Here is a 17773-nt window from a genome sequence, read left to right as displayed (position 1 = left end):
ATAAAAAGGTAGAAGTCAACTGGCGGTACTGACTCACAACCACGTGGAAACGAGTCAGCATACGTCAGTTAAGGCTTCATTAAACTACTACTTGATATGGCTGGTGTACTTGAACTGTGTGGTCGTACGCCAGGTGTCATATGCAAGCCGATAGTCGTCAATGCTCTTGTCTGTGAACGGAATGTCACATTCCTCAAAGAACTTCTCCCAACCAATCCTCTCAGCCCACTCACCAACACGCTCGTACTTACGTGCGCCTTTAGCGTATGCCTCAAGAATTTTCTTGATAGCTTCAACAGTCTCAGGCCAACGCGGAGTGTTATTCGGCAGGAACGGAATTACCATTTTGGAGAACTTCGGAGCAGAAATTCTGTTGGAAACTTTACCACCAACGAGAATTGCAATACCGTCACCTTCAGGATCTGCAAGCGGCATAGCCGGACACATGGTGTAACAGTTACCACAGAACATACAGCGCTCTACGGTTACCTTTACAGTCTTGATCTCCTGACCATCTACCTCTGCCTTTGCGGGCTTAACAGCACCAAGCGGACAGGAAGCAATAGCCAGCGGCAACTCACAAACACCAGTGATACGCTTGTTATCGATCATCGGCGGCTTACGATGAACACCGAGAATAGCGATATCAGAAGCATGGACAGCACCACACATGTTGAGACAACATGCGAGAGCGATACGAACCTGTGCAGGCAAAGTCATGGATGTGAAGTAATCAAAAAGCTCATCCATTACCGCCTTAACAACACCGGAAGCATCTGTTGCCGGGGTGTGACAGTGTACCCAACCCTGGGTGTGAACGATGTTGGTAACACCAGCACCGGTACCACCTACGGGGAATCTGTTGTCACGGCTAGCAAGATCGTCGAGCAGCGGCTGTACCTTATCCTTGCTATCTACCATGAACTCAACGTTGTTACGTGTAGTCCAACGCATGAAACCATCACAATGAGCATCTGCAATATCGCAGATTTCACGGATGAGGTCGATGGTAATCAGACGAGCGGTACCGACACGCACTGTGTAAACTTCGTCGTCGGTCTCTGATTTATGCATCAGGACGCCAGGCTGGGTGATCTCATGCCACAGCCATTTGCCTTTATTTGCCTTGATAACAGGCGGAAAGAACTGTTCGTAGTGTGGTGGACCAAGGTCGGAAATACGTCCGTCCATCGGTTTATCTGGATTGTAGCCCATGATAAATCTCCTTATATATTTTAATGTGAATTTTAGCTCAAATTAAAACCAGCAATTAAGCGGCATGCTTTGCGCGGAATTCGTCAATATCACGCTCGAATCCACCTTCGACTTCTTCTTCCTTCCAGAATACGTATGGGTTGGAACGGGGTTCCTTAACCATCTGCGGAATCGGGTCGAGTTCCATAACCTTGACAAAGGTCGGCAGGCCGACGCGCTGCATAGTCTCACCAACACGCTCACGGTTTTTACCAACTTCCATCCACCAGTCCCAAACCTTCTCGATGAAATCAACGAGCTCGCTGAATTCCTCTTCCGGATCCATAGTGATAAACGGCAGGATCAGGGTGGAGAACTGCGCACCGTCGAGGATCGGGGCTTTTGCACCGACCAGTACTGAAGCACCACGCTCTTTACCAGGCAGGAGTGCGCGAGGCATGACGTTGATACAATGCATACAACGAGTACACTCTTTATCATCAATCTTCAGCTCGTCACCTTCCATCCACATACACTCGGTAGGACAGAGATCGAGAACTTCTTTCTTGATGTCAAAAGCACCCCAATCGCCGCCTGCATGGGCACCACCGTTTGGAGGATAATTACCGGCAACATACTCTTTCACGGCAGCCTGATCGATCTGAATCTCATCTTTCCAGGTACCGATAACGGATATATCTGAACGTGCGATAGCAGCCACACAGTCGTTCGGACAACCGGAGAACTTAAATTTGAACTTGTACGGGAATGCCGGACGGTGAATCTCATCCTGATACATCATGGTCAACTGGTGACATGCTTCTTCTGTGTCGTAGCAGGACCACTCACAGCGAGACATACCAATACAGTTTGCCGGGGTACGCAGGTTGGAACCGGAACCACCAAGATCCTGTCCCATGTCGTGGGTCAGATCCCAGAAGAAAGGCTCGAGATTCTCAGTACGGGTACCAAGCAGAATGATGTCACCGGTTGAACCGTGCATGTTGGTAACACCGGAACCGTGCTTCTGCCACAGATCACAGAGCTGGCGCAGGTTCGCGGAAGAGTAATACTTCGATGCCGGCTGAGCGACACGAACGGTGTGAAAGTGCTCAACACCCGGGAACTGCTCGGGAACGTCAGCATAACGACCGACAATACCACCACCATAACCGAAAACACCAACGATACCGCCGTGCTTCCAGTGTGTAATTCTGTCTTTGAAAGACAGTTCCAGGATACCGAGGATATCCCAACACTCGGGCTTGGTCTCGGCTTGGCGCTTTAAGTCGGTAACGAAGCTTGGCCACGGGCCACTCTCCAATTGATCCAACAATGGCGTCTCATGTTTTGCCATGATTTCCTCCTTTAAATTACAGTTTAACTACAACCTCTACCAATAATATTGCAAAAAACACTGCAAATTCTTTGTGAAGCAATGAAAGGACCAGCGGGCGCAAAACTGCGCAATCCTCTGTATCCCTCCGATATTTCGAGCATGAACCTGACGTGAAGTGACTGTCAAGACACTACGAAACACTACGCTGTGAGTACCAATATAAGCCGTGAAAATATCTCTCATCAGTAAATTTGTCAACAAAAAACGATCGATTTGTTTGCTCAAAATGAACAACCATTCAGCTATCGCAAGCCTTTAATATCTTGTTTTTCACGACATTCAGGAGCTCACCCTCCACACTACTCGGCCGCTCATCATCTCCTTTCATCAGCTCCAGGATTTTTCCAGCCAACACCTTACCGAGCTGCACACCTTCCTGGTCAAATGAATTAATGTTCCAGCAGAACCCCTGGAAGACTATTTTGGCCTCATATATCGCCAATAGAGCGCCCATGGTTTCAGGGGTCAAGCGCTCGCCCAGAATAAGGGCCGAGGGCCTGTTTCCAGGAAAGTTTCTGTTTGGGTTGTTGTCATTCTTACCACAGGCAAAGGCAAGCGCCTGGGCGATCATATTGGCCAGCAGTTTCTGCTGGGAACTGCTGCCTGCGACCTCGATATCTTTCTTGAATTGACTTTCATGAAAGCCAATAAATTCCAGGGGCACAATCTCTGTTCCCTGATGAAGGAGCTGATAGAAGGCGTGTTGACCATTTGTTCCAGGCTCGCCCCAAATCACCGGTCCGGTCTTGTAGGAAACAAAATTCCCCTGACGGTCAATTGATTTTCCATTACTCTCCATATCACATTGTTGCAAATGCGCAGGGAACCTGTGTAAAGCCTGGCTATATGGCAATACCGCCAAAGTAGGGTATGTCAGGAAATTATGATTCCAGACACCCAATAAGGCCAGAAGCAGTGGAAGATTTTCCCGGATATTGGTGTTTTCTGCCCGCTCATCCAGTGCCGCTGCACCTTTCAAGAAATCTATCAGGCCATCATACCCGAGATAAAAGCCGAGCATCACACCACCAACCATGGAAGTGGCACTGTAGCGCCCGCCTATATAGTCGAACATATAAAAAGAACGAAGATAGTTCCGGGGGTTATCCATCGGACTGTCTTGCCCTGTCACGGCCACGCAGTGCTTGGCCGGATCAAGGCCGGCAGCTTCCAACCGTTGCACCACGAGTTTCTCATTTGTCAGTGTCTCCAGAGTGGTGCCACTTTTTGACACGATATTGACCAAGCACCGTTTCAAATCAACCTGATCAAGTACAGAGGCCGCGTCATCCGGATCAACATTGGCAATAAAATGAACGGCGCGCCCCTTGATGCCAAATGGCTTCAAGGCCTCATATATCGACCGCGGCCCGAGATCGGAACCACCGATACCGACATGCACCATTGTAGTGAATTGCTCGCCATCACTATTGGCTATGGTCCCATTATCTATATCGGTTAGAAATTCCTGAAGCTTTGCCAACTCAGCACGAGCCTTCGCCGAGGCATCCTTCTCACAAGGCATGGAAGTGAAAACGTCCCTGCTTGAAGTGTGCAGCACCTGCCTCTCTTCACTTTCGAACCCTTCGATCCTGTTTTTCACACTTCCACGACGCATCTCCCGGTATTGCTCAACGAGTCCACACTGGTCTGCCAGCTCCTGCAAGCCATCCAGTACCTGGTCATCTACCCGCTGGCAACTATACAGCAACCGGAAGAGACCGGAATCGCATATATAATTTTGCATCCGGCCATTTTCCACCAGGGCCCCTTCCACGGTCAGGTCAAACGGATCTTTGGCAAGTATCTTAAGCTTCTCTGCAGCAGGTGCCGTTCTGATAGTATGGAAGTTTGTCATTTTCAGACTCCTTGCCGCTCCGCTAGTCCCTGTGCGGCTAATTTACGCAACTCGCTGATTGTTGCCGTATAGTCATCGCTGTAGTATACAGCTGATCCCGCCACAAATATATTGGCTCCTACCGCCGCTACCTCACGAATCGTTTTGGGACTGATTCCACCATCTACTTCAATTCCGACATCAAGACCAAGAGACTCAATCCGCTGTCTCAGTTGCCAGATTTTCTCCAGTGTCGAAGGAATAAATGACTGTCCACCAAAACCCGGATTAACAGACATCAACATAACCAGGTCAACTTCCTCCAGAATGTAGTCCAGGGCGGAAAGCGAAGTCGCAGGATTGAGTACAACCCCCGCTTTTACGTTTCGTTGTTTTATCTGGCTCACAACCCTTTGCAAGTGTGTGCAGGCCTCTACATGGACAGTTATCCAGTCCGCACCGGCATCGACAAAACCATCGATATAAGAACCGGGATCTGAAATCATCAGGTGCACATCAAGCACCTTGGTGGTTACCCGGCGGGCCGCCTCAACCACCAGGGGGCCGATTGTAATATTTGGCACAAAATGTCCATCCATAACATCTATATGAATAACATCCGCCCCGCCAGCATCCACACCCCGTATTTCATTTCCCAACTGGCTGAAATCGGCTGATAAAATTGATGGTGCTATCTGTATATCCTGCATTCCCATATCTGTTCCTCGCTCCGTATATACTTGCTGCTGCAGTTACTATTTTTCATTATTACCTGGGTACTAATGTCCAGCTACACTCCAGCTGTTACCTAGGAGCCAGTTCGAGAATGGCTTTTCCTCAAACTCTTCGGAATTTTCAAAAAAATAATACATGCAATATCGAACACATGGCGGTTCTTGTTCTTTTGAAAATGTCTCGATTTTGACCAAAATCCTTATTCACGGACAGCACCCTAGTACTTGTTATTCTGGTTTCCTGACTTTGCTACCTATTCTGTCTCACAGCACTACCACACTCCTTCATTCGGGCCTTGCAGAAAACCTGACGCCCTGCGCTTTATTGCAACATTTAAAGCGCCAAACCAGACATCTGCTTCACCGGTCAGATCCTTCGCACCAAATCCCCTGGGCCCATCTCGACCAGGCCATCGAGTTCAAGCATAAGCAAATGCTCACTCCCTTTGGATACAGTCAACTCAGCCTTGACCAGAACCTCATCAAGGGATTGTGGATAAGGCTCAAGAACCTGCAGGAGGCGGGCACGTTCCGGATCAATCTCCTCGCCACTGTCTTCTGCTGCCACTCCACCAGAGCCTTCCGAAAAATCATGGCTGAAACGTACACCATTGATCACATCCTCAGTTGAAATCACAAGCTGAGCACCTTGCTGTATCAGCCAGTGAGCACCCTCACTTTTGAAAGAATCAACCTGACCTGGTACGGCAAAAACTTCGCGACCAAAATCAAGCGCCAGCTGGGCCGTAATAAGGGATCCTGACTTCCGGGCTGCCTCCACTACAACGACACCCCTGCTCAGTCCGGCAATAATTCGGTTCCTGGCAGGGAAACGAAACCCTTCAGGCCTGGTGCCAAGCGGGTATTCACTTACCACAAGACCATACTCTCGGATTTGTCCAAATAACTGTTTATTCTGTTTGGGATAGACGACATCCACCCCACAACCCAGGACAGCGACAGTACTGCCGGCTTCCGCCAAAGCACCTGCATGCGCCTCAGAATCTATCCCTAGTGCAAGACCGGACACCACCGTAACTTTTGCAGCCGAAAGCTTTTCAGCAAAAGAGGCAGCAATTCGTCGTCCGTAAGCGGTCGCTGATCGCGATCCGACCATCGCCACACAGCAGTTTGTCAACAGCGACACGTTTCCTATAACATAAAGTACCGGCGGAGGATCAGGAATCTGCCGCAAAAGGCCGGGATAATCGCTGTCATCCCATGAAAGGACTCGGCCTCCCGCCTGACCAATATTATCCAGTTGGTACTTTGCCTGTTCACCACATTGTTTAACAGCATGAAACCCCTTCAGCTGACGGGCTTGCAGGCCCTCAACTTTTTTGAGCTTCTCCAGCGGCTGTTTCAACACTTCGGATGGAGAGCCAAACCGATGGATCAATCGCCACAAGCCAGTAGGTCCCAACCCCGGCAGCAGGCTCAGTCTGACCCAATCGAGACACGCACTCATATTCGTATCACCATGTAATGAAGATCCATGACCAAAAAAAAAGTGATTCCCGGAATGCCTTAAAGCATTAAACCGGATTTGTCATAAATAGTGTTCCTATAAGGCCGTAATCTCAACATTACCACACATTCAGTATTGTGGTGTCCGTTACCAAGTCATACACAATGTTCGCAGAGATCGCAGTCAACGCACCACCATCTTCGGCAGTGTTTTAGCTGTAGATATAGCCTGCTATGATCTACCGCTAAAAAAACTTTGAATCCGGCACCACCTGAGCAGATGAAAAATTGGCGCTAATAGACAACCGGCTAAAAAACACCGGTGTAAAAAGAAAAACAGGGAGGCCCGCAAGACCAACCCGTTAAGGTAATGGTAAAGGAACGACGTTCCAGGTCAGCGTTCAGTTATAAACACCCGAAGCTCCTCAATACGTGACGGGTGCTTCAGTTTTGAAATGGCCTGAGCCTCAATCTGCCGAATCCGCTCACGAGTCACAGCGAAACAACGCCCGACCTCTTCAAGGGTGTGGTCGTAGTCAACGTTGATCCCGTAACGCATTCTCAAGACTTTCGCCTCTCGGGGTGAGAGTGACGACATTACCTGGCTCAGGCACTCCCTGAGACTATTTATCATGGATTGTTCGTGTGGCCCGACCCGGTCTATGTCTTCAATAAAATCTCCGAGGAATGTCTCTCCGTCATCTCCAACCGGGGTATCGAGTGAGATCGCATCTTTAGCAATCTTCAATGCCGACTTCACCTTGTTCACATCGGTACTGAGCAGTTCAGCCATCTCCTCGGGTGTCGGCTCACGGTGCTCCTCAAGCAGGAAATCCTTCGATACACGCAACAATCGATTGATCGTCTCGATCATGTGCACAGGCAACCGAATGGTACGTCCCTGATCGGCGATCCCCCTGGTAATCGATTGACGAATCCACCAGGTTGCATAAGTGCTGAACTTATAACCGCGGTGATAATCAAACTTCTCCACCGCTTTCATAAGGCCAATGTTCCCTTCCTGAATCAGATCGGAAAACTGCAACCCCCGATTTACAAATTTTTTTGATACTGAAATAACAAGTCTTAAATTGGCACGTATAAGCGCTTCCTTCGCGTGTTTGGTCATCTCACGCCCTGCTTCTATCTCCCGCAACAGCTCCTGCATCTTCTGGGAGTTCAGTCCTATATCGCTGAATATCTGCCAGTTGACGAGTTGTTCTACTTCTTCTGGCTGCATCGCCCTGCTTCCATCCAGATCCCGTGCCTTCTGTCGACTCATCACATCGACAAAAACACGTCTGAAACGTTTCGACAGCTCCTCAATTCCTGCAACAACGGCATCTACGCACTCTCCGCAGATAACCTCGTCACCAAACAAAGCAGCGATCTGATTACCCAGATCGAAAACCTTTTCACAAATCCTTGCTGTAGCAAGCCGATTGTCAACGTTCTCCCTGAATTCAGTTAGCAGAGCTGTTCTCTTCTGATCAAGGTCGACTGCCTTTTCAACAGCTTCCAGGAAGGCACTGCTCTTTTTCTCTATCAGGTCAGGCCGGTTGTCGGGCACCCCCATTATCATCTGGCAGGTCTTGCCTTTACTGTTCTCAATGGTCTTGGAAATCTCAATCAGGGGGGAAATGGCAAGAGATGTCTGAAAGGCGGCAGCCTGGACACGCTGCTTTCCCTCCTCCATCATGCGTGCGAGCTTGAGTTCTTCCTCGTGGCTAAGCAGGGTAAGGGTACCCATCTCACGCAGGTAGATATTCATGGGGTCAATGGAATGGCCACTCCCGTTTTTACCAGTCTTGGGGGAACGGGAAATACGCCTGCGGTCACTTTTCCGACGATCACCTGGGCGCTCTCCGGCATTGCGGCGGTCACGCCCATCCCTGTTTCGCCGATCATCAACCGTGGTATCTGTTATATCAGCAGGGGCACTCCCTTCATCGGAATGAAATATTCCTGTCAGGTCGTATACTGCAGGATCTTCCTCATTTTCCAGGGAATCCTCTTCCTGCTCATACTCACTGTCGTTATACTGATCGTCAAATCCCATGCACCTCTCCCTTCTGCACGTTGCCGCACCCGACAACTCGCCATACGGTCACTACCTTTTGCATCAATTGTGTACCAGCCCCCTCTGAACATTGCAGAATAGTTCCAATTTCAAACATTGCCAATGGCCAGCCAGAAAAGTCAAGTGGATTTTACCCGACTATGCATCTTGTTGGTATAAAAATAACCTCAACCCTGTATTTTTCTTATATTTCACTCATCGAGGCTACGCACTTCCTGCTCAACCCGCACCTTTTCAATGATCAATTTTGTCACTTGCTCATGATCTCCTGCTCGCTCCGCCTGGTCTATCTGTCTTAGCATATCTTTCGCCAGTTTCTGCAGAGCCTTTTTCCGCATCCAGGAAACCAACTCCTCTGTTTCCTCACTCGCTTCGACATCTGCTGCTTCCTGTTCGGTTACAGTCGCGGCATCGAGCAACACCTGCATGACGAGATCTTTTTCAGCCCCTTCAGGTAATACAGAAAGCAAATCTTCTGGCTCAATAACTCTTTCTGCAGTCAAAAACTCACGCAACTGAAAAAATAGCACTTCTCCAATACTTCCAGCAAGGCACCCCAGTAATCCCTGTTCTTCAAGCCGGGGAAACTGATCAGGATGTAGTATCATAAAGGATATCAGTCGCTTCTGCGATGGCGAAGGCGGGGTCATGCTATAGTGTACTTTCACCTGAGGCTCCGGCGGAGGCGGGGGAGCCTCAGGCTGCTTTTCCCTTTCATTACCGGCTAACATCTTGTCCAATTCAGGAGCAGAAAGGCCTAATTCTGCAGAAAAATGAGCAACAATCACTGAGCGCTGCAGCGGAGATGAAGCAGCCTGTACCAAAGGCCGAAGCTCCTCAACGATACGGCTTTTCCCATCAAGGGTCAGGCCGTATTCTGCGACGAGGTGTTTGAACATGAACTCAGGAAGGGACTCGGCCCTTTCCACAAGTTCAAGAACCGCTTCTACCCCATTTTCACGAACAAAGGTATCAGGGTCATGTCCTGATGGCAGCAAGGCAACCCTGCCACTCATCTGTTCCGCCAGGAACAACGGCACTGAGCGAACAGCGGCAGTAACCCCGGCAGCATCACCATCAAACAGGAGCACCACATCCTCGGCATACCTTTTCAACAAGCGCAACTGCTCCCGGGTAAGCGCTGTCCCGAGCGGGGCCACGACATTCTCAAATCCATGACACACCAGGGAAACCAAGTCAAAATTACCTTCCACCACTACCGCCTGGTTTTTACTGCGAATAACGTCTTTTTGTTGATACAGTCCAAGCAATAAACGGCTCTTGTTATAGACCGGGCTGTCGGGCGAATTCATGTATTTCGGCTGCCCGTCACCTATGATACGCCCTCCAAAGCCACAAACTCTGCCGCTAATCTCATAAATAGGAAACAGGACACGATCGCGAAACCTGTCATAGAAGCCACCTTTATCCTTCTTGACAGTCAGCCCCAATGCAACGGCATTCTCCTGCTCGTTTCTGCTCAGTTTTGAGGTGAGGAAATCCCAGCCGTGCGTTTCAATAGAGGGTGCATAACCAAGACCGAACCGTTTTGAGACTTCATCCGGTATGGCTCGTTTCTGCAGATACTTTTTAGCGGATTCGGAACCGGCTGCCCCATCTGCCAACAGCTTTTGATAAAGTTCAGCGACTTTTCCGTTCAGTTCAAACATTTCCTTTTTCTGCTGTTCAAACCTTTTCTGTTCCGGGGTAAGCTGTTTTTCAGGCAGGGCAATACCATATCGACCCGCCAGCTCTTTAAGGGCCTCGGGAAAATCGAGATTATGGTATTTCATCACATAAGAAAATACGTCGCCTGCCTCTCCGCAACCAAAGCATTTGAAATGACGACGGCCGGGATCAACAAAGAACGAAGGAGTCTTCTCCCCATGAAATGGGCACAGGCCAAGATATCTTACTCCACTCTTTTTCAGACCAATGGTCTGCCCAATAACCTGCACAATATCGGCACGATCCTTGACTCGCTCCTTAATGTCGTCCCACGATTCCTGCAATAGCTAGTTTCCTTATTCATTTGTGCGCATGTTCCCCTTAACACTTTGTAATAAATAGGAGAAACAACACGACCACGATACGATGACCGAATAATTAATAATTCCGGGATTAAGCACAGAGGATGTATTATAATCAGCAGTTGTTGAGCTGGCCATGTATATATGAGTTTTTTTACTAACAGGATCACATGGAAGACATAACCGACTTTCTTGCCTTTGAAGTGAAAAAGGAAATGGCGGATCGCTATTTCGGTTTTCGCAAACAAATAGAAACAGATACTGCCGCCTATATTGACAAGGTCGCCCGCACCACATTTGAACTCGAAAACAATATCGGGTTGGGCCTGACCAGAATATACATACTGCTTCATCAAAAGAGCCTCATTACCTCATTTATTGCACTTACCGGCCTACCGGCTGACTTTTTCTTCGACCCATACTTTCTCGAATCCGCAACCATCCGGAAGAGAATATTTGTCGACATTTCAAGTAGAGGATTCACCCGTAAAAGACGGCTTATAAACCTGTTGTTTGACACCTACAACACTCTTAACGCAGCCGTTCAGCATTACAGCGACAACCTGGCAAGACTATCTGAGGAGCATGAAACCATAAAAGAAGAGATAAAACTTTTTTACCGTAACAACGATATCGACTCAATCATGACATTTATCCGGCGTCTTGAGGCGCCGGGCGGTGACATGAATGGGATGCTCCACGGCGGACAGACAGTTCAGATTAACCAGCGACTCTCAAGCAAACTCAGATTACAACCTCCTCTTGCCGCAGAGGAACTGTTGCCGACGCTGCCCCTTCTGCCGGCGCTCAAGACGATTAAACCACAATTGTCCCAAATGGCTGAAGCAGCTTATGCAGCCAGCCCTGATCTGGACGTCAGAGATTTTTGTGTCCCGGCAGATTAAGAGACCTTCTTCTCCACCCTCTGCTTGACAAGAAGTACTGATTCCTTACAATTCAACTACCGGGTACCCTGATACTATTGCGGAGATACGTGCCGCATGAGATACCAGTCAGGTTCCTGTATGTTTTATTATTTGCAACCTATACAGACTAACAAGGAGCACGAAACGATGACCAGCATGCTGAAAACCGGTGTTCTCATGGCCGCTCTCACTGCACTGTTTATGATAGCGGGGCAGGTTCTCGGTGGCCAGAGCGGTATGATAATTGCCCTTATCCTTGCGCTTGGAATGAATTTTTTCTCCTACTGGTTCAGTGACAAACTGGTATTGAAAATGTCCGGCGCCCAGGAAGTCTCCTCGGCCGCAGCGCCGGAGCTACACCAAATGGTTGCTACCCTTGCATCACGGGCTGAACTTCCGATGCCCAAGGTTTACATTATGCATCAGGACACACCCAACGCCTTTGCCACAGGCCGTAATCCTGCCCACTCTGCGGTTGCCGTTACCACCGGCCTCATGAGGATTTTAAACAGGGAAGAACTTGAAGGAGTCGTCGCCCATGAACTTGGTCATATCAAAAATCGTGACATCCTGATCTCCACCATTGCCGCAACCATGGCCGGTGCTATCAGCTCCCTGGCAACCATGGCTCAATGGGCGATGATCTTCGGTGGCCGCTCCGATGACGACGAAGGAGGCGGTTTGCTTGGTTCGCTGGCCATGATGATTGTGGCCCCGCTTGCCGCCTCCCTTGTGCAGATGGCGATTTCCCGCTCTCGTGAATACCAGGCCGATGCAACCGGTGCAGCCATATGCGGCAACGCACGTTCTCTGGCCTCCGCCCTTAACCAGCTGGAAAATGCCAACCGCAGACACCCTATGCAGGTGAATCCCGCCACAGCCCAGATGTATATCGTAAACCCGCTCACCAGCGGGAGGTTGGCTCACCTGTTTTCGACGCATCCACCTATCCAGGAGCGAATCAAGCGATTAAACGAACTTGGGCGATAACCAAAGCCCCCTGATCACCATCAGGAAAAGGCGGGTATCTTTCACCTTTTCCTGATTTTATTTCTACCCACGCGCCTTAATAATTTGATTTTAGTAATCGTAAAAAGTTATACTTTTGATATAAATACCAGTTCATGAAAGCTTATTACTAATTTTTAAAGACCCTCAGGCAAAGGATGAATTCCACCATACTTTTTATTTCCAGGGAGAAGGCTGAAGCCGACAAATACAGCACTATCCTGACAAAATCATCCTACAATGTAATTCATGCGACCCAGTTGCCTGGGCAACTATTGGAGCCAAAACCTTTTCTCGTAATCTTCAGACAGTCAGAAGGATTTTTCTTTTCTACAGATAGCGAACTGCTTTCAACCCCAACCATCCCTGTACTTCTTCTCGATAGCCTGCAGGAAGTACCAATCGCGCTGCTGAACGGAACTAATACTAATCTGTTGGATTACCTGGCAGAACCTGTCGCGCATGACCACCTGCTGGCCAAGATCCAGTTTCTTAAAAAAGTTTCCAAGCTCAGTTCAGAGCATGCCGGCTATCTGCAGAGTCACGACACTTTCCTCGATTGGTTTACCTCCCATGACGGCCTGACCGGCCTCTATAACAGACATCACTTCAACAAGACCTTTCATCAGGAATTCGAGAAAGCTCTTCGCGAGAGTAAACCAATGTCCATGCTGGTCCTTGACATCGACTTTTTTAATGAACTCAATAGGACCTATGGGCACAGCTACGGTGATTTTGTCCTCAATGAGCTCTCTGCCCGACTCACAGGTTCAACCCGCGAAAACGACATCTGTTTCCGCTTCACCGGTGGTGATTTTATTGTGCTCATGCCGGATTGCGACCTGGCTACAGCCAAACAGGCAGCGGAACAAATTCGCCATAACTGTATAACCAAACCGTTTTCCAGAAACGACATTTCCAGGAAGGTCACTATCTCCATCGGTATTGCCAACACCGTAAGCCACCAACCTGTTACCGGCGACGAACTTGTCAATATCGCCGAGACAGCGCTCTATACCGCCAAAGCCAGTGGCAGAAACAGAAGTTGTGTCTACGAACCACAGGATAATAAATCGATCTATCAGGGACAGAGGGAGGGAAGTCTCAACGAACTCAAGCTGACCATAAGCCGGCTACTTGAAAGAACTCGTAAATCCGCCATTTCCTCACTGCAACTCCTGGCACGCGATATCGCCGGTGAAGAACACCGGGTTCATATTGACAAGGTTGCCTGGTATACCAACCTGCTCGGCAAACAACTCGGCCTCACCCAACCAGTGATCGAGACGTTACAAAACGCGATAACAATTCAGGCGAGTATCCGGCTTCTCATGCATAACGAACTGATTTCCAAACCGGTTCAACTTGATGAGGCGGACCGGAAAATACTCAAGGATCTTCCATACAAGATAGCTGAGATTACTGAAGTATTCAGCTATTTTGACCAGGAACGCTCCATCCTCCTTACCCGTAGCGAAAAGTACGATGGTTCCGGTTTTCCGGATGGGCTTCAGGGTGACGAAATCCCCCTGGGTTCACGGATTATTAATGTTATCGATTCTTTTGCCGCCATGGATGCGGAGCGACCTTACCGGCCAAAATTCTCTCCGCAATCAATCCTTTCCGAATTAAAGGAACAATCCGGAAGACAATTCGATCCGTTTCTGGTCCTCAAGCTTCTCGACATTATTGAACATAAAAACCTTCTCGATATTGATCCCGACCTGATAAAACAGACCCGGTCGGACCTGATCTCCAGTCATCCGGAATTACGCATATGACCAACTCGCAAACCCAGAAAATTTACAAACAGGTAGACAACTTTCCCGCATTACCGGCAACAGTGAACAAAGTAATGACCGTAACGGGTGACCCTGAGAGTTCAGCCAACGATCTGATGCAGGCTGTTCTTCCTGACCCGTCCATGTGTGCCACCATCATGAAAATCGCCAATTCTGCCTTTTTCGGCATCCCGAGAAACGTCGCCTCGATTGAACAGGCTGTTGTCGTTCTCGGTTTCGAAGAGATTCGCAACATTGTGCTCGGCAAGGCAGTGTTTAATTCATTTCAGAATTTCAACCTCAACCGCGAATCGATCGACCTGTTTTGGGAACACAGCTTCACCTGCGGTCTCGCTGCCAAGCTGATTGGTGAACATCTCAAGTTATCCCCAAGTGAGCTCTTTATCGCGGGCCTTATTCACGATATCGGTAAACTGGCCATGCTCATCACGTTCCCATGTGATTACGCGCTGTTTTACGAGCTGACAGAACCATATCAATTCCGCTCTGTGGTTCGGGAAAAAGAAGAGTTCTCGATAAGTCACGACACCATCGGGTTGCGTATTCTCAATAAATGGCTGTTCCCCGAAAAACTCATCATGGCCGCCGGCTATCATCACCAACCTGAAAAAGCTGACAACTACCGTGCTTATCCAATTATCATCCAGATGGCGGATATGCTATCACTCATGCACTGTAGTCCTGACGGCCTCGATGGCAATGACGTCACCACCATTTTCGATGATTTCATGCCAGAGAGCAGAGAGCTGTGGATCGAAAACAACCTGCCATGGGACAGCACTGAGCTGGGCAGATGGTACGAGCAACTTCATGAAGACCGGAAGCGGGACCAACCGGTACTCGATATTATGATGTCTGCATGAAAATTGGCAATATCACGCAAACCATCCGCAACACCCGACGAATTGCCGAGATCATCAAGGTGCTCTCTAAATTCGGATTCCAGCAGGTTGTGCTTGACACCGGCCTTTACCGGTTACTTGATATCGTCCACAAAGAAGATGTAGAAACCACAGTCGCTGCCAGAACAGCACACCTGCCTCGGGCGGTACGTATACGTATGGTCCTTGAAGAATTGGGACCGACGTTTATTAAACTTGGCCAGATCTTATCAACCCGACCCGACCTGATACCTCCCTCCTGGGCTGAGGAGTTAAAAAAGCTTCAGGACAGATGCGCCAGCCTTCCCTACGCCGAGATCCATAAAGTCCTGAAAGAGGAATTCAGCGGCCAGCTTGAGGAACTGTTCGAAGATATCGACGAAGAGCCTCTTGCCGCCGCCTCCATCGCCCAGGTACACCGGGCTGTTCTCAGGGACGGAAGCAATGTGGTCATCAAGGTCCTGCGTCCAGGGACACGGCAATTGGTCGAAGAGGACATGTCGTTGTTCAAATCCATGTCCCAGCTTATGGAACAGTATTTCTCCGATCTCGGCTACAGCCCAACTGTTGTCGCGAAGGAATTCTCGAGAGAAATGCTCAAAGAGATCAACCTGGTAAATGAAGGGCACGCGACAGAGAGACTTCAACGCTATTTTGAAAAGGACGACACCGTCTCCTTTCCCGAGGTATACTGGCAGGCAACGGGGCGTAATGTCCTCACCCTTGAAGAAATAAAGGGGCGACTTCTCTCTACACTCAACCCCAGTGACCTGACCACGGAAGAGCGGAAAAACATCGTTGCAGTCTCCACCGACGCTGTTTTTGCCCAGTGTTTAGAATATGGTTTTTTCCACGCAGATCCGCATCCTGGCAACATATTCCTAAAGGATGACAACACCATCTGTTTTATCGACTGCGGCATGACCGGTCAACTCGACAGACAAACCACCGAGCATCTCATCGACCTGGTCGCCTCGGTCATTCGTGGTGATATCGACAAGTTATGCAGGGTTATCAATGAATTGACAGATGCGGACCCGGCTGTAACCGACCGTCGTGACTTCCGAACCGACCTCCAGCACCTGATCAGCCAGTTCCAGGGCCTGGATCTCGGCCAGATCGACATCATTGCCCTGCTCTCTGACTTCTTTGCCATGTTGCAACAGTACCAGATCAAATGCCCCGGTGATCTCATCCTGCTCACCAAGGCCCTGACCACCATTGAAGGAATGGCCGAACAGTTCGACCCTTCGTTTGATGTACTCGCCCACGTTGAACCACGCATCCAGCAAATCATCATCGAACGGTATGGGTTACGGGCAATAAAAAAAAGGTCGTTGAAAACACTGAACGGATACCTGGAATTGTTTGAAGATCTTCCTGGGGATTTACAACGTTTCCTTGGTCATTTCAGGCACAGCCGGTTCACGCTCAATCTCGAACTGCGGCGACTTGAGCACCTTGTTGACAAGATAGATCTTTCCAGTAGAATCATGGGGATGTCCATGATTATCGCGGCCCTCATCGTCGGCTCCTCAATTCTTATCCTGGCCGATTCCATTTCCAGAAAACCTGGCTTCCTCGGCACTCTCGGACTATTCGGTCTGATCTTCGCAGGCATCAACACCGCCGGTTTTATCGTCTCGTTCCTGCTACCGAAAAAACGGAAGTAACCAGTCATTCATTACTTTGTGCTTGCCCAAAAACATCTCAGGACACCATCGCCTTGTTACATATTTTCAAAAAATCGGCAGCAATCAGACTTGATGCCCCCACAAAAAGGCCGGAGAGATTCTCCAATTCAAGATAAGGAGTCACATTATCCGGATGAAGTGAGCCACCGTATATGACAATTTTATCGGGGTGAATATTCTGGATAAAGGTTACCGATTCAGCCACCTTTTCGGGGGATTCAGGTATGCGGAAATTGAGGGCCTCCACTGGTCCGTAACCGATAATCAGGTGCTCGACATCAATATCGGCCAGGGCCATGAGCTGGGACATGGCATACGGTTGGTCGACACAGACAATCGGCTGAATGCCAGCATCCACGGCCTCGCCCACCTTGTTGGCAACATCCTGGGAGGTTTCATGAAAATAGCGTCGCCGGTCAGAATGGCCGACTATCACATAATCAACAAAGTCCTTCACCATGTCAGCAGCGATCGCACCGGTATAGCCGCCCATTGGAAAGGGTGAAATATCCTGGGCTGCCAGGGAGACGTTTTCCAGCTTCAGATCTTTCAGATACCGGGACAGATTTTCCAGGCAGATAAAAGAAGGGGCGATGATAATTTCCACTCCCTCCACGGGAGAATAACCCGCTGCAAATTCATCGAACCATCGCCTTGCCTCATCATAACTCTTGTGACACTTCCAGTTACCGACAATATATTTGCGCACGACATTCTCCCT

13 protein-coding genes are annotated in these 17773 nt (G+C 49.1%); 5 read left to right on the top strand and 8 right to left on the bottom strand.

What is annotated here, in order from left to right:
* Positions 1–87: 87 nt before the first annotated feature.
* The 7 genes from dsrB to dnaG all read right to left on the bottom strand — a co-directional run bounded on the left by dsrB (position 88) and on the right by dnaG (position 10723).
* Positions 88–1215: a dissimilatory-type sulfite reductase subunit beta gene (gene dsrB / locus GA520_RS00280; protein WP_163337032.1), complete on the bottom strand. Its 1128-nt coding sequence runs from the start codon at positions 1213–1215 to the stop codon at positions 88–90.
* 55 nt (positions 1216–1270) lie between these two features.
* A complete protein-coding gene (gene dsrA, locus GA520_RS00275) occupies positions 1271–2551 on the bottom strand; it encodes a dissimilatory-type sulfite reductase subunit alpha (protein ID WP_163337031.1) in 1281 nt (426 codons plus the stop codon).
* Between the two features lie 280 nt (positions 2552–2831).
* Positions 2832–4451 (bottom strand): glucose-6-phosphate isomerase, encoded by a 1620-nt coding sequence (locus tag GA520_RS00270; RefSeq protein WP_163337030.1) that lies wholly within the window; start codon positions 4449–4451, stop codon positions 2832–2834.
* 2 nt (positions 4452–4453) lie between these two features.
* The gene (gene rpe, locus GA520_RS00265) at positions 4454–5140 is read right to left on the bottom strand and encodes a ribulose-phosphate 3-epimerase (RefSeq protein WP_163337283.1); all 687 of its coding nucleotides are present in this window, start codon (positions 5138–5140) and stop codon (positions 4454–4456) included.
* A gap of 391 nt (positions 5141–5531) precedes the next feature.
* Complete coding sequence (gene dprA / locus GA520_RS00260; RefSeq protein WP_163337029.1) at positions 5532–6632, bottom strand: DNA-processing protein DprA; 1101 nt, start codon at positions 6630–6632, stop codon at positions 5532–5534.
* A gap of 393 nt (positions 6633–7025) precedes the next feature.
* Positions 7026–8690, bottom strand: a complete 1665-nt coding sequence (locus GA520_RS00255) for a sigma-70 family RNA polymerase sigma factor (protein ID WP_163337028.1) — start codon at positions 8688–8690, stop codon at positions 7026–7028.
* A 212-nt stretch (positions 8691–8902) separates the two neighbouring features.
* Positions 8903–10723 carry a DNA primase gene (gene dnaG, locus GA520_RS00250; protein WP_163337027.1) on the bottom strand — a complete coding sequence of 607 codons (1821 nt, stop codon included), beginning with the start codon at positions 10721–10723 and terminating at the stop codon, positions 8903–8905.
* Positions 10724–10911: 188 nt separating this feature from the next.
* On the opposite strand from dnaG, the gene GA520_RS00245 reads away from it, so the two are divergent.
* The 5 genes from GA520_RS00245 (at position 10912) to GA520_RS00225 (ending at position 17031) form a co-directional block, all read left to right on the top strand.
* The gene (locus tag GA520_RS00245; protein ID WP_163337026.1) at positions 10912–11646 is read left to right on the top strand and encodes a hypothetical protein; all 735 of its coding nucleotides are present in this window, start codon (positions 10912–10914) and stop codon (positions 11644–11646) included.
* A gap of 168 nt (positions 11647–11814) precedes the next feature.
* Positions 11815–12657 (top strand): zinc metalloprotease HtpX, encoded by an 843-nt coding sequence (htpX, locus tag GA520_RS00240; protein ID WP_163337025.1) that lies wholly within the window; start codon positions 11815–11817, stop codon positions 12655–12657.
* A gap of 176 nt (positions 12658–12833) precedes the next feature.
* Complete coding sequence (locus GA520_RS00235) at positions 12834–14456, top strand: diguanylate cyclase (RefSeq protein WP_163337024.1); 1623 nt, start codon at positions 12834–12836, stop codon at positions 14454–14456.
* Positions 14453–15340 (top strand): HDOD domain-containing protein, encoded by an 888-nt coding sequence (locus GA520_RS00230; protein ID WP_163337023.1) that lies wholly within the window; start codon positions 14453–14455, stop codon positions 15338–15340. The genes GA520_RS00235 and GA520_RS00230 overlap by 4 nt, the downstream gene beginning before the upstream one ends.
* Complete coding sequence (locus GA520_RS00225; RefSeq protein WP_163337022.1) at positions 15337–17031, top strand: AarF/ABC1/UbiB kinase family protein; 1695 nt, start codon at positions 15337–15339, stop codon at positions 17029–17031. Before GA520_RS00230 ends, GA520_RS00225 begins: the two co-directional genes overlap by 4 nt.
* Before the next feature lie 37 nt (positions 17032–17068).
* On the opposite strand, the gene GA520_RS00220 is transcribed toward GA520_RS00225, so the two are convergent.
* Complete coding sequence (locus GA520_RS00220; RefSeq protein ID WP_163337021.1) at positions 17069–17761, bottom strand: triose-phosphate isomerase family protein; 693 nt, start codon at positions 17759–17761, stop codon at positions 17069–17071.
* Positions 17762–17773 lie beyond the last annotated feature (12 nt).

The sequence above is a fragment of the Desulfopila sp. IMCC35008 genome (genome assembly GCF_010646885.2).
Classification (GTDB): domain Bacteria; phylum Desulfobacterota; class Desulfobulbia; order Desulfobulbales; family Desulfocapsaceae; genus Desulfopila.
This window is presented reverse-complemented; position numbering and strand designations above follow the sequence as displayed.

Bases quoted from the DNA above. Each gene is read 5' to 3' on its own strand.
- dprA (WP_163337029.1), bottom strand. From the start codon at position 6,632: ATGAGTGCGTGTCTCGATTGGGTCAGACTGAGCCTGCTGCCGGGGTTG.
- GA520_RS00230 (WP_163337023.1), top strand. From the start codon at position 14,453: ATGACCAACTCGCAAACCCAGAAAATTTACAAACAGGTAGACAACTTT.
- GA520_RS00270 (WP_163337030.1), bottom strand. From the start codon at position 4,451: ATGACAAACTTCCATACTATCAGAACGGCACCTGCTGCAGAGAAGCTT.
- htpX (WP_163337025.1), top strand. From the start codon at position 11,815: ATGACCAGCATGCTGAAAACCGGTGTTCTCATGGCCGCTCTCACTGCA.
- rpe (WP_163337283.1), bottom strand. From the start codon at position 5,140: ATGCAGGATATACAGATAGCACCATCAATTTTATCAGCCGATTTCAGC.
- GA520_RS00245 (WP_163337026.1), top strand. From the start codon at position 10,912: ATGGAAGACATAACCGACTTTCTTGCCTTTGAAGTGAAAAAGGAAATG.
- GA520_RS00255 (WP_163337028.1), bottom strand. From the start codon at position 8,690: ATGGGATTTGACGATCAGTATAACGACAGTGAGTATGAGCAGGAAGAG.
- GA520_RS00235 (WP_163337024.1), top strand. From the start codon at position 12,834: ATGAATTCCACCATACTTTTTATTTCCAGGGAGAAGGCTGAAGCCGAC.
- dsrA (WP_163337031.1), bottom strand. From the start codon at position 2,551: ATGGCAAAACATGAGACGCCATTGTTGGATCAATTGGAGAGTGGCCCG.
- GA520_RS00225 (WP_163337022.1), top strand. From the start codon at position 15,337: ATGAAAATTGGCAATATCACGCAAACCATCCGCAACACCCGACGAATT.
- dsrB (WP_163337032.1), bottom strand. From the start codon at position 1,215: ATGGGCTACAATCCAGATAAACCGATGGACGGACGTATTTCCGACCTT.